Origin of the sequence: Aeromonas sp. FDAARGOS 1419, assembly GCF_019047045.1 — a bacterium.
Taxonomy (GTDB): domain Bacteria; phylum Pseudomonadota; class Gammaproteobacteria; order Enterobacterales; family Aeromonadaceae; genus Aeromonas; species Aeromonas veronii.
Genome location: NZ_CP077209.1, coordinates 2,635,934 through 2,647,879, shown reverse-complemented (window position 1 = coordinate 2,647,879; position 11,946 = coordinate 2,635,934). Strand labels below are relative to the sequence as shown.

Sequence of the window (11,946 nt, the reverse complement as noted above, 5' to 3'; positions counted from 1 at the left end):
TTATTAGGGTCACAGGCGCGCCTGTTGGCGACCGTGACGGGCTTCCTGCATGGTTTCCAGGATGCGGTGATAGTTGTGGAAGCGATCGGCGCTGATAGCGCCCGCGTCGACCGCGGCGCGCAGGGCACAGCCGGGATCGTCCTTGTGGGTACAGTCGCGGAACTTGCAGCCACCCAGATAGTCGCGAAACTCAACGAAGCACCAGGTGATGCGGTCGGCTTCCAGATGCCAGAGGGCGAACTCGCGGATCCCCGGGGAGTCGATGAGATCGCCACCGCTCGGGAAGTGGTAGAGCCGCGCCGTGGTGGTGGTGTGCTGGCCGAGCCCCGAGTTTTCGGAGATCTCGCCGGTGAGTACATCCAGCCCCGGCATCAGGGCGTTGGTGAGCGACGACTTGCCCACCCCGGACTGGCCGACGAAGATGCTGATCTTGTCGGTCAGTGCGGCTTTAAGCTCATCCAGCCCTTCACCGCTCTCGCAGCTCACCAGCAGCACCTCGTAATCGAGTTTGCGGTAGGTTTCGAGCTGGCTTTCGATGCGCGTTCTGGCAGCATCATCGAGCATATCGACCTTGTTCAGCACGATGAGGGGGCGGATCTCCACATCCTCGGCGGCCACCAGATAGCGGTCGACGATGTTGGTGGAGAACTCGGGCATCACCGCCGAGACGATGATGATCTGGTCGATATTGGCGGCGATGGGTTTGACCCCGTCGTAGAAGTCCGGCCGGGTCAGTACCGAGTGGCGTGGATGCACCGCCTCGATGACGCCCGCTGTCGCGGCATTGAGGCCGGGACGCCACACCACCTTGTCGCCGCACACCAGACTGCTGATGCTGCTGCGCCGCAGGTTGCTGCGGTGGATGGTGCCATCGATCGCTTCCACGTCTGCGTGCTGACCAAAACGACTGATCACCACCCCTTCGATGGCGGGGCCAAACAGGGTGTCATCCACCACTGTGGTGTGATCTTTTTGCAGCCGCCGTTCGCGGTTGGCCTGGACGCGCCTTTGTTGACCCAGATTGAGTTTTGCTTTCTTTGCCACTCGATTCGCCAGTTTATGAACAGATCCAAAGCCAGTATGATACATGCAAATTGGCAAAATTCCGCCATTCCTCCCAATAGAGAGAGCAATCATGACAGTCAGCGCGCAGAACCTGGTATGGATCGACATGGAGATGACGGGTCTCGACCCCGAAGAGAACGTGGTACTGGAGATTGCCACCATCGTCACCGACAAGGATCTGAACGTACTGGCCGAAGGGCCGGTCATCGCCATTCATCAGAGTGATGAAGAGCTGGCCAAGATGGACGACTGGAACGTCAACACCCATACCAAGAGCGGTCTGGTGGCCCGGGTCAAGGCGAGCCAGCATGACGAGGCGAAAGCCATTGCCGAGACCCTCGCGTTCATTCGCCAGTGGGTGCCGGAGCGCACCAGCCCGCTGTGCGGCAACAGCATCGGTCAGGATCGCCGCTTCATGGTCAAGCACATGGCCGAGCTGGAAGCCTTCTTCCACTACCGCAACGTCGACGTCAGCACCATCAAGGAGCTGGTACGCCGCTGGCAGCCGGAGTTGCTGGATCAGTTCAAGAAGAGCGGTACCCACCAGGCGCTGGACGATATCCGCGAATCCATCGCCGAGCTGCAGTTCTATCGCAGCCACGTCTTCAAGATCTGATTCCCCGGCAAGGGGTTGTCATGCGCTGGCTGCTAAAATCGACAGTTCGGCCAGCTTTTGAGCGAACGCGCGCAACCAGACAAAAAAGCCCTTGCAATTGGAATGACTGCTCTTATAATTCGGCTCCCGTACAGTAGCGCAAGCAACCAAATGCTGTACGGCCTGTTTTAAGGTAGTTGCGGGAATAGCTCAGTTGGTAGAGCACGACCTTGCCAAGGTCGGGGTCGCGAGTTCGAGTCTCGTTTCCCGCTCCAAAAATCTGATGATGACACTGGTGCAAACCAGCCCGATGCGGGAATAGCTCAGTTGGTAGAGCACGACCTTGCCAAGGTCGGGGTCGCGAGTTCGAGTCTCGTTTCCCGCTCCAATCATCAGCCAGCCTCAAGACAACCAAATTGTTGCGGGAATAGCTCAGTTGGTAGAGCACGACCTTGCCAAGGTCGGGGTCGCGAGTTCGAGTCTCGTTTCCCGCTCCAAAAAATTTGTAAGTGATATTCCGATGCGGGAATAGCTCAGTTGGTAGAGCACGACCTTGCCAAGGTCGGGGTCGCGAGTTCGAGTCTCGTTTCCCGCTCCAATCACTTGCAGATGACATTCTGTTGCGGGAATAGCTCAGTTGGTAGAGCACGACCTTGCCAAGGTCGGGGTCGCGAGTTCGAGTCTCGTTTCCCGCTCCAAACATTTGTAAGTGACATTTCGTTGCGGGAATAGCTCAGTTGGTAGAGCACGACCTTGCCAAGGTCGGGGTCGCGAGTTCGAGTCTCGTTTCCCGCTCCAATCACTTGTAAATGACATTCTGTTGCGGGAATAGCTCAGTTGGTAGAGCACGACCTTGCCAAGGTCGGGGTCGCGAGTTCGAGTCTCGTTTCCCGCTCCAATCTCTCTTCGAAGTTTTCATAATTCCTTTGAATTGCCCTTCACATCGCGCTGCGATGTTTTGTTGTATCTGGCGTTTACTAGGCGCGTCTCTACCACCTCCTACCAACAGTAAGGGGACGTGGGCTCATGGTGCGGATTGTACGAGGCAAGCGGTTGTAACAGGTGGTGGGAGGCGAGAATTGCGGGCAAAAAAGAGGAGGGGCCTTGGCTCCTCCTGCATGATTCACTGGCGCGGGCTTAGACCAGAGTAACGTTTTCAGCCTGAGGGCCTTTTTTGCCCTGGGTCACAGTGAACTGGACTTTTTGACCTTCAGCCAGGGTTTTGAAACCGGTGCTCTGGATGGAGGAGAAGTGAACGAATACGTCCGGACCCTGGGATTGTTCAATAAAGCCAAAACCCTTGGTTTCGTTGAACCATTTTACCTGGCCGGTGCGAATGTCAGACATGTGCTAAATCCTATCAATAACAAAATGAAACTAAGCCCGTGCTGGGCTGCATTTGCCTTGCAAGCAGGGGTTGGCTCATGACTGACCACGTCTCTTTGTCCCAGTAGCACGTAGAACAATCCCTGTCTAAAGCACAAACGATTGTACGTTAGCGCCGATCCTTGTCAATTTGACCCCTTTCGTTTTTTGAACAAGCTAAAAATATTGTGAAGTCAGTAGCTTATTTGAAGATATTTGGCTGAAAAAAACGGGAGGCCAGCGCCTCCCGTTTTTGTTATTCCTTGAGGGCGAACCCTTCGCCCTGCCGGTCGTAGCGGTAAACCGCCTGACCGTAGGAGCGGATCTCCACCCGCTGGATGCGGCGGGTGTCGTCCACCAGGATGAAGATAGAACGGCCCGATTGCAGGCGGGTCAGGGGACGATCCGGCCCCTCGATGGCGATCAGGCGGCTCAGCTCGGCACCCGGCAACTCGAATTTACGCCAGATGGAGTAGAGGGTCTCACCCGCCTGCACATCGTGTTGCAGCCAGGTGCCGTTAACCTTCTCTTCGACCGGCTTGGCTGCCGCGGGCGCACTGCCTGCCGCGCCATTACCGACAGTTAGAGCTTGAGCAGGCACGGCCAGCGGCACTTCCAGCGAGCCGGAAGGGGCGGCTTTGGGGGCGGATGGCGCTGGCTCCCAGGCCAGCACCAGCAACCAGAGCGGGATCAGGATCAGCAGACCTATGGTGTTTTTGCGGGGCAGCGGGCTGGACAGCTTGAATTTGCCTGCTTTGGCATCCTGGCGGCGTTGGCCGAGGTTGCTCATCCCTTGGCCAAAACGTTGGCGCAGGGACAGGGTCGCGGCATTGATGCGATGGAGCAGGGATCCTTGTGATTCGTCTTGGCGACGCTGCTGGGCTCGTCTGTTATGGCCTCGTGGGCGACGGTCCGGGGTGGGCACGGCATTTACCTCTCACTACATTGCCTGCCATCAGGCAAATTCGTCGCCTATGGTAAACGGACTCGCCCCCGAGGGGGAGAGTCCTGAGGCGGAAAATTATCAGCTGAGACGAAATTGTCCCAATAATTGCTGCAATTTGTCGGCTGCCTGGCGCAGTGCCTGGCTGGCTTTGGCCGTTTCGGTCGCATCCTGAGCGATGTCGTTGGCCAGTGCGTTGGTTTTTGACAGGTTGCCGGAGACTGTCTCGGAGACCGAGCTCTGCTCTTCGGCGGCTGAGGCTATCTGGTAGGTCATGTCGTTGATGGTGGAGATGGCCTTGTAGATGCTGCCAAGCGCCTCCTCCGCCAGATCCGCTTCCCCCACTGCCTGATGGGTCAGCTGCTGGCTCTGGTTGATGGCGTTGACCGCGTTGGTCGAGCTGTGGCGGATCTTCTCGATCAGCTCCTGAGTGTTCTGTACCGCCTGCTGGGTGTTGCCCGCCAGTTTGCGCACCTCGTCGGCTACCACCGCAAAGCCGCGCCCCTGCTCACCGGCCCGTGCAGCCTCGATGGCGGCGTTGAGGGCCAGCAGGTTGGTCTGATCGGCAATCCCCTGAATGACGGTGAGGATGCTGGTGATCTGCTCGCTGTCGTGGGCCAGCCCTTCGACCACTTCGGCCCCTTTACCGGCCTCTGCCGCGACCTTGTGCATCGACTGGATCACCTGCTGGAAGCGCTCCTTGCCCTGATCGGCGGCGCTTTGCGCCTGCTTGGCCGAGTCGGCGGTGTTGTTGGCGTGGGTGGCGACCTCCTGACTGACGTAGGACATCTCTTGCACCGCGGTCAGCATCTGCTCCATCTCGGCCTGATGATGCTGCAGGTTGGTGTCGGTCTGGCCGGCGATGCGGTCGGTATCGCCGGCATGGCGATTCACTTCGCTGGCCGTTTTCAGCACATCCCCGAGCAGCCCCTGCAGTTTGTCGATAAAGCGGTTGATCCCCTTGGCCAGATCCCCCAGCTCGTCCACCGAGCGGGTATTGAGGCGCTTGGTGAGATCCCCTTCACCATCGGCAATGTCATCCACCAGGCTGACCATCTGGCGGATGGGGCCAGTGATGCTGCGGGCGATCATCAGCATGGTGACCAGCGCCAGCACCAGCACGATAAAGGCGCCGACCAGCTGCTGGGTCATGGCAGTGCGGTTCATCTCGCCCAGCTGGTTCTCCAGCTGATCGGCTCCCGCCAGCACCACCTGATAGGGCAGGGTGACGATGATGGCCCAGTTGCGGCTCATGCCCGGCACCATGATGGGCACCGAGATGCGAAACGAGTTGTTCAGCTCCTGACGCTGCAGTTCCGGCTTCAGATACTGCTGCCACTGGCTGCCCAGCACCTTCTCGGCGCTGCTGCCAAGCAGGCTGGCATCGCCGCTGGTGCCGGTGATGACGCCGGCGGCGCTGACGATCAGGGTTTCCCCCTTGCCGTCATAGATGTTGCTGTTGAGGGACTGGGCCTGACGGCTGATGGAGTCCACTGCCAGATCGAGCGCCGCGATCCCCCTGAACTGACCATCCACCATGATGGGAGTGGTGATGGTGCTCACCAGCACCTGCTGGCCGTTGATATCCACCTTGAAGGGATCGATGAGGCAGGAGCGCCCCTCCCGTTTCGGGCAGGCGTAGTAGTCGTTGGCCGGGTTGCCGAAGCTGTCGGTCTCGCTCTTCTCGATGGAGAGCAGCAGGTCGGTGCCGACCTTGTCCTTGTCGCGATAGAAGTAGGGGACAAAGCGCCCCTTGCTGTCGCTGCCCAGCGCAGTCTGGCCGGCAAAGCTGGCATCCTGACTGTCGAAGCCGTTGGGCTCGAAGCCGGCAAAGGCGCCGTAGAGCTGGGGCTCAAGGGCGAGCTGGGCCTTGAGCAGGTCGGTGGCCTGCTGACGATCGAGCGGCAGCTTGCCCTGCTGTTGCTGGGCGAAGACGCTGGCCATCTGCTGGGTGTAGGAGAGCCCCTTTTGCAACAGTTGGGTGATGGTGGCCGCTTCGGCGCGGGCGTTGGCACTGACCTTCTGCCATGCCTCCTGCTGCAGGGCGGCGCGGCTGGAGCTGATGGTCAGCTTCTGGGTCTGTTGACCGGAGTACTGGTTGAGCAGGATCAGGATGACCAGGGCTGTCGTCATGGCGATCCCGGCCATGACCAGTATTCGGGTCTGGATTGAACGGAACTGCATCGTCTCTTCCTTGTTCTTGTTGCGTGGGGCGTTGAGAGTTGTCTGGATATCGGCAGGAGGAGGCAGCTCTCCAGCGCTATGCATAGCAAATCGGAAATGGGGATTTTGTTCTGCGATCCCCTTCAAAGATCAGGGGGGGCAGGGCGGCGTTGCGCAAATTAAACCCGCTACTTTACCCTTTGCGGCTTCATGGTTTTCCCATCCGTGATTGTCGGTGCTAAAATGCGACGGTTTTTTTAACGAATTGGCCCAAGGCCCTCTACACAAGGCTTAAAGATGAAAGTCAAAACCCGTTTTGCTCCCAGCCCGACCGGCTTTTTGCATGTCGGCGGTGCCCGTACCGCACTCTATTCCTGGTTGTTTGCAAAGAACCAGGGCGGTGAGTTTGTGCTGCGTATCGAGGATACCGATCTGGAACGTTCCACTCAGGAGGCCATCGACGCCATCATTGAGGGCATGGAATGGCTGGAGCTGAACTGGGATGAGGGTCCCTACTACCAGACCAAGCGCTTCGATCGCTACAACGCGCTGATCGACGAGATGCTGGCTGACGGCCGCGCCTACAAGTGCTACTGCTCCAAAGAGCGGCTGGAAGCGCTGCGTGAAGGCCAGATGGCCAACGGCGAGAAGCCCCGTTATGACGGCAAGTGCCGCGACCACGACCACGATCACCCGGCCGATGCGCCGCACGTGATCCGCTTCCGCAACCCGACCGAAGGTTCAGTGGTGTTCGATGACCACGTCCGTGGCCGCATCGAGTTCGCCAACACCGAGCTGGACGATCTGATCATTCGCCGTACCGACGGCGCGCCGACCTACAACTTCTGTGTTGTAGTCGATGACTGGGATATGGAGATCACCCACGTGGTGCGTGGCGAAGACCACATCAACAACACCCCGCGCCAGATCAACATCTACAAGGCGCTGAACGCGCCGGTACCTGAGTTTGCCCACGTCTCCATGATCCTGGGTGACGACGGTGCCAAGCTCTCCAAGCGCCACGGTGCAGTCTCCGTGATGCAGTACCGCGACGATGGCTACCTGCCGGAAGCGCTGCTGAACTATCTGGTGCGTCTGGGCTGGTCCCACGGCGATCAGGAGATCTTCAGCCTGGAAGAGATGATCAAGCTGTTCAGCCTGGATGCCATCTCCAAGTCCGCCTCTGCCTTCAACACCGACAAGCTGCTGTGGCTGAACAACCACTACATGCGCAGCCTGGATCCGGCTTATGTTGCCAAGCATCTGGCATGGCACATGGAAAACCAGAAGATCGACACCAGCAATGGCCCGGCGCTGGCCGATGTGGTCACCCTGCTGGCCGAGCGCTGCAACACCCTGGTCGAGATGGCTGCCCAGAGCCGCTACCTGTTCGAAGAGTACGAGGCGATCGACGAAGCGGCTGCCAAGAAGCACCTGCGCGGCGTGGCTGCCGAGCCGCTGGCTCTGGCCAAAACCAAGCTGGCTGCACTGGATAGCTGGACTACCGAAGCGCTGCACGAGCTGATTGAAGCGACCGCCGCCGAGCTGGGTCAGGGCATGGGCAAGGTTGGTATGCCGCTGCGTGTGGCCGTCACCGGTCTGGGTCAGTCCCCTGCCATCGACGCCGTGATGGCGCTGGTGGGCAAGGAGCGCGTGCTGGCGCGTATCGACCGCGCGCTGGCTTACATCGAAGCCCGCATGGCTGCCGAGTAACTGCTGCCGATGTGGCAGGCGAGGGGATAACCCTGCTCTGCCACATGCTGAATAGAAAAAATCCGAAACCGCTGGTTTCGGATTTTTTTATGGCCATCGCACAGGCCGAGAATAGTTTGGGATAAAAAATGCCAGTCAGCTGACTGGCATTTTTGTTGGCGAAAGCCTGACTTAGTGGCTGTCTACCCAGAAGAACTTGAGGACGAACAGCAGGGCTACCACCAGCACGCAGGGGTTGATCTCGCGCCAGCGACCGGTGCCCGCCTTCATCACGCAGTAGGAGATGAAGCCCACGGCGATCCCCTCGGTGATGGAGAAGCTGAACGGCATCATCACCGCAGTCATGAAGGCCGGAACCGCTTCGGTCAGATCTTCCCACTTCACCCGGGTCAGCTCGGAGCACATCAGCACGCCCACATAGATAAGGGCGCCAGCGGCGGCGTAGGCCGGCACCATGGCGGCGACCGGAGAGAAGAAGATCGCCAGCAGGAACAGGATGCCGACCACGATGGCGGTCAGACCTGTACGGCCACCGACGGCAACGCCGGAGCTGCTCTCGATAAAGGCGGTGACCGAGGAGGTGCCCATGAAAGCGCCGCCGACCGAGCTCACGCTATCGACCAGCAGTGCCTGCTTCATGCGCGGGAAGTGCCCCTTGTCATCGGCCAGCTTGGCGCGGTTGGTGACGCCGATCAGGGTGCCGGAGGAGTCGAACAGGTTGACCAGCATAAAGGAGAAGATGATCCCGGCAAGGCTGATATCGAGCGAGCCCATCAGATCCAGCTGGCCGAACACCGGCTCGATGCTGGGGGGCATGGAGACAAAACCCTTGAAGGTGACATCGCCAAACAGCCAGCCCAGCGCCGTGGTGACCACGATGGCGATCAGCACGGCGGAATGAACGCCGCGGGCGGAGAAGATGCAGATCAGGAAGAAGCCGAGCAGACCCAGCAGGCAGGGCAGAGAGGTGAGGTTGCCCACGGTCACCATAGTCGCGGGGCTGGCCACGACGATCCCGGCGTTGTGCAGGCCAAGCAGGGCGATCAGCAGACCGATACCTGCGGTGATGCCGACCCGCAGGGTGAGCGGAATGTTGCCGATCAGCCAGTAGCGCACTCGAAGCAGGGTGAGGATCAACAGACCCATGGCGCCCCAGAAGATGGTGCCCATACCCACTTGCCAGGAGTAGCCCATACCGGCCACCACCACGAAGGCGAAGAAGGCGTTGAGGCCCATGGCGGGGGCCAGGGCGATGGGCAGGTTGGCGAGCAGGCCCATCAGGATGCTGCCGATACCGGCGATGAGGCAGGTGGTGACAAAGACTGCCTGGGTGTCCATGCCTGCCGCAGAGAGGATCTGCGGGTTGACGAACACGATATAGACCATGGTCAGGAAGGTAGTGATGCCGGCAATCAGTTCGGTGCGGGCGTTGGTGCCATGGCCCTTCAGGGCAAACAGACGCTCAAGCAATCCTTGCCCGGCAGCCTGTGTGGGGGCCTGTTGTGGTTGATTCATGTTGGATTCCAATAGGTGACGTGAAATAAGCAGCAGGCGAGCAGGCTCCCATCCATGAGGGAGTGATGGCCCTGTTTCTGGTGGAGAAGTAACCAGACCCGTCCTGATACCGTGACAGCGCGCACATTTTTACACAGGCGGCGCCGTTTACAAACCCCGGATCTGCGAAGCAGATCAATGAATAGAGCAAAAATTCAAACGTTTGCTTTTTGAGCATGAAAAAAGGTTCTCAGCAGAGAACCTTTTATCGAAAATTGGGGGCTTACAGGGTCTTGAAGTAGCGCTCGACCAGCTGGGCCAGCACCGAGTCGAGCCGGTCTTGTACCTCACCCAGTTCGCGGCCGAAGCGGCGCAGAAAGAGGCTGGCCTGCTCTTCGGTCAGCTTGCGCCCCTCGATAAAGAACTCCTGCTCCGGCAGTTGCTTGTCGTAGCGGGGGATCAGCACCCAGCTCACCAGCTCGGGCTCCACGGCGGCAAAAATCTTGGCGGCAGCGGCACAGAAGGTCTCTATGTGCTCCTTGCCATCCGGCCCGAGGCAACCCGGTTCAACCCGGATCTGGATGGTGAGTTTTTTCTCTATGGGGGTCGTCATCGTGCTACATCCATGCAAAGGCATCCGTCTAGGATTGTAAGTCAAAAGGCAAGAGAAAGGGGAGCCGAAGCTCCCCTCAACACGCAGTCAGCCTTATTTGGCGATGCGCTTGTACTTGGCGCGATGGGGCTGGATCGCCTCGGCGCCGTAGGTCTTCTTCTTCCACTCTTCGTATTCGGTAAAGTTACCTTCGAAGAACTCGATCTTGCCCTCATCCTGATAGTCGAGGATGTGAGTGGCAATACGGTCGAGGAACCAGCGGTCGTGGGAGATGACCATGGCACAACCCGGGAACTCCAGCAGGGCGTTCTCGAGGGCGCGCAGGGTTTCGATATCCAGATCGTTGGTCGGTTCATCCAGCAGCAGCACGTTGCCGCCGGTCTGCAGCAGCTTGGCCAGATGCAGACGACCGCGCTCACCACCGGAGAGTTCGCCAACCCGCTTCTGCTGATCGGAACCCTTGAAGTTGAAGCGGCCGATATAGGCGCGGCTCGGGAACTCGTAGTTGCCGATGCGCAGGATATCCTGACCGTCAGCGACCTCTTCGAATACCGTCTTCTTGTCATCCATGCTGTCGCGGAACTGATCGACAGAGGCCAGTACCACGGTTTCACCCAGGGTGATGGAGCCGGAATCCGGCTGTTCCTGACCCGACATCATGCGGAACAGGGTCGACTTACCGGCACCGTTCGGGCCGATGATGCCGACGATGGCACCCTTCGGAATGGCAAACGACAGATCGTCGATCAGTACACGATCACCGTAGGATTTGCGCAGGTTGGCCACTTCAACCACCTTGTCGCCGAGGCGCGGTCCGGGCGGGATGAACAGCTCGTTGGTCTCGTTGCGCTTCTGGTAGTCGTTGGTGTTGAGCTCTTCGAAGCGAGCCATACGGGCCTTGGACTTGGCCTGACGGCCTTTCGGGTTTTGACGAACCCACTCCAGCTCTTTCTCGATGGACTTGCGACGGGCCGCTTCGGAACTTGCTTCCTGCGCCAGACGGGCGTCCTTCTGCTCCAGCCAGGAGGAGTAGTTGCCTTCCCACGGGATACCTTCGCCGCGGTCCAGCTCCAGGATCCAGCCCGCCACGTTGTCGAGGAAGTAACGGTCGTGGGTGATCGCCACTACAGTGCCTTCGTAGTCGTGCAGGAAGCGCTCGAGCCAGGCCACGGATTCCGCATCCAGGTGGTTGGTCGGTTCGTCCAGCAGCAGCATGTCCGGCTTTTCCAGCAGCAGACGGCACAGTGCCACCCGGCGGCGCTCACCACCGGAGAGGTGCTTGATCTTGGCATCCCAGGCCGGCAGGCGCAGGGCATCGGCCGCACGCTCCAGCTGGTTTTCCATGTTGTGGCCACCCTGGGCCTGGATGATGGCTTCCAGCTCGCCCTGTTCGCGGGCCAGCTTGTCAAAGTCGGCATCCGGGTCGGCGTAGGCCGCATAGACCTCGTCCAGGCGAGCCATGGCGCGTTTCACCTCGCCAACGGCCTCTTCGACCGCTTCGCGTACGGTCTGCTCCGGCTCCAGCTTCGGCTCCTGTGGCAGGTAGCCGATCTTGATGCCGGGCTGCGGACGGGCTTCCCCTTCGATCTCGGTATCGATGCCCGCCATGATGCGCAGCAGGGTCGATTTACCGGCGCCGTTCAGACCCAGCACGCCGATCTTGGCGCCCGGGAAGAAGCTCAAGGAGATGTTCTTGAGAATATGACGCTTGGGCGGCACTACCTTGCCGACCCGGTTCATGGTGTAAATAAATTGAGCCATTGGCTAATTCTCTTCCTTTTCAGCAGGTTAATGTCTTGGCATTAACAGACTGATGTCGTGGTGGGGCCAGGTCGACACAGGTCAACCGGGTTCCAAAAAACGCGTCGATTGTAAACCAACGGACGAGGGGGGGCAAAGGTGGCACCCGGCTATGTCCCCCCTTTGCCGCAGCGGTCACGCCTTGCTGCATCAGCCGTGCAATTTGGGCATGATGTGGGCTGTCGTTTTGTCCGG

The 11,946-nt window shown here is 59.5% G+C and carries 9 protein-coding genes and 7 tRNA genes; 9 read left to right on the top strand and 7 right to left on the bottom strand.

Annotation, left to right across the window (positions count from 1 at the left end):
• Window positions 1–9: 9 nt before the first annotated feature.
• Window positions 10–1,044 (bottom strand): small ribosomal subunit biogenesis GTPase RsgA, encoded by a 1,035-nt coding sequence (rsgA, locus tag I6L49_RS11830; protein WP_216949601.1) that lies wholly within the window; start codon window positions 1,042–1,044, stop codon window positions 10–12.
• A 91-nt stretch (window positions 1,045–1,135) separates the two neighbouring features.
• Here rsgA and orn point away from each other — a divergent pair, with 91 nt between their 5' ends.
• The 8 genes from orn to I6L49_RS11790 all read left to right on the top strand — a co-directional run bounded on the left by orn (window position 1,136) and on the right by I6L49_RS11790 (window position 2,558).
• Window positions 1,136–1,681, top strand: coding sequence for an oligoribonuclease (gene orn / locus I6L49_RS11825; RefSeq protein ID WP_111900716.1), 546 nt, complete (start codon window positions 1,136–1,138; stop codon window positions 1,679–1,681).
• A 178-nt stretch (window positions 1,682–1,859) separates the two neighbouring features.
• Window positions 1,860–1,935: transfer RNA gene (locus I6L49_RS11820), tRNA-Gly, on the top strand.
• Between the two features lie 37 nt (window positions 1,936–1,972).
• Window positions 1,973–2,048, top strand: a tRNA-Gly gene (locus tag I6L49_RS11815).
• Window positions 2,049–2,081: 33 nt separating this feature from the next.
• Window positions 2,082–2,157, top strand: a tRNA-Gly gene (locus tag I6L49_RS11810).
• Window positions 2,158–2,182: 25 nt separating this feature from the next.
• Window positions 2,183–2,258: transfer RNA gene (locus I6L49_RS11805), tRNA-Gly, on the top strand.
• A gap of 24 nt (window positions 2,259–2,282) precedes the next feature.
• A tRNA-Gly gene (locus I6L49_RS11800) sits at window positions 2,283–2,358 on the top strand.
• Between the two features lie 24 nt (window positions 2,359–2,382).
• Window positions 2,383–2,458: transfer RNA gene (locus tag I6L49_RS11795), tRNA-Gly, on the top strand.
• A 24-nt stretch (window positions 2,459–2,482) separates the two neighbouring features.
• Window positions 2,483–2,558 (top strand) — tRNA-Gly (locus I6L49_RS11790).
• Window positions 2,559–2,797: 239 nt separating this feature from the next.
• Here the strand turns inward: I6L49_RS11790 and I6L49_RS11785 are convergent.
• From I6L49_RS11785 to I6L49_RS11775, 3 genes are all read right to left on the bottom strand, one after another.
• Window positions 2,798–3,007: a cold-shock protein gene (locus I6L49_RS11785; protein WP_005338972.1), complete on the bottom strand. Its 210-nt coding sequence runs from the start codon at window positions 3,005–3,007 to the stop codon at window positions 2,798–2,800.
• A 274-nt stretch (window positions 3,008–3,281) separates the two neighbouring features.
• Window positions 3,282–3,950, bottom strand: coding sequence for a LysM-like peptidoglycan-binding domain-containing protein (locus tag I6L49_RS11780; protein WP_103250429.1), 669 nt, complete (start codon window positions 3,948–3,950; stop codon window positions 3,282–3,284).
• Between the two features lie 99 nt (window positions 3,951–4,049).
• Window positions 4,050–6,152, bottom strand: a complete 2,103-nt coding sequence (locus I6L49_RS11775; protein ID WP_216949600.1) for a methyl-accepting chemotaxis protein — start codon at window positions 6,150–6,152, stop codon at window positions 4,050–4,052.
• Between the two features lie 276 nt (window positions 6,153–6,428).
• On the opposite strand from I6L49_RS11775, the gene gltX reads away from it, so the two are divergent.
• On the top strand, window positions 6,429–7,844 hold the full coding sequence (gene gltX / locus I6L49_RS11770; RefSeq protein ID WP_043850077.1) for a glutamate--tRNA ligase: 1,416 nt from the start codon (window positions 6,429–6,431) through the stop codon (window positions 7,842–7,844).
• Between the two features lie 171 nt (window positions 7,845–8,015).
• Here the strand turns inward: gltX and I6L49_RS11765 are convergent, their stop codons facing one another.
• The 3 genes from I6L49_RS11765 to ettA all read right to left on the bottom strand — a co-directional run bounded on the left by I6L49_RS11765 (window position 8,016) and on the right by ettA (window position 11,712).
• Window positions 8,016–9,359 (bottom strand): NCS2 family permease, encoded by a 1,344-nt coding sequence (locus tag I6L49_RS11765; protein WP_041207923.1) that lies wholly within the window; start codon window positions 9,357–9,359, stop codon window positions 8,016–8,018.
• 262 nt (window positions 9,360–9,621) lie between these two features.
• The gene (locus I6L49_RS11760; protein ID WP_005343410.1) at window positions 9,622–9,951 is read right to left on the bottom strand and encodes a hypothetical protein; all 330 of its coding nucleotides are present in this window, start codon (window positions 9,949–9,951) and stop codon (window positions 9,622–9,624) included.
• Window positions 9,952–10,044: 93 nt separating this feature from the next.
• On the bottom strand, window positions 10,045–11,712 hold the full coding sequence (gene ettA / locus I6L49_RS11755) for an energy-dependent translational throttle protein EttA (protein WP_042054910.1): 1,668 nt from the start codon (window positions 11,710–11,712) through the stop codon (window positions 10,045–10,047).
• Window positions 11,713–11,946 lie beyond the last annotated feature (234 nt).

What these genes read in the sequence shown, in the direction of transcription:
- orn (WP_111900716.1), top strand. Translation starts at nt 1,136, where the DNA reads ATGACAGTCAGCGCGCAGAACCTGGTATGGATCGACATGGAGATGACG.
- I6L49_RS11785 (WP_005338972.1), bottom strand. Translation starts at nt 3,007, where the DNA reads ATGTCTGACATTCGCACCGGCCAGGTAAAATGGTTCAACGAAACCAAG.
- I6L49_RS11775 (WP_216949600.1), bottom strand. Translation starts at nt 6,152, where the DNA reads ATGCAGTTCCGTTCAATCCAGACCCGAATACTGGTCATGGCCGGGATC.
- gltX (WP_043850077.1), top strand. Translation starts at nt 6,429, where the DNA reads ATGAAAGTCAAAACCCGTTTTGCTCCCAGCCCGACCGGCTTTTTGCAT.
- I6L49_RS11765 (WP_041207923.1), bottom strand. Translation starts at nt 9,359, where the DNA reads ATGAATCAACCACAACAGGCCCCCACACAGGCTGCCGGGCAAGGATTG.
- I6L49_RS11760 (WP_005343410.1), bottom strand. Translation starts at nt 9,951, where the DNA reads ATGACGACCCCCATAGAGAAAAAACTCACCATCCAGATCCGGGTTGAA.
- ettA (WP_042054910.1), bottom strand. Translation starts at nt 11,712, where the DNA reads ATGGCTCAATTTATTTACACCATGAACCGGGTCGGCAAGGTAGTGCCG.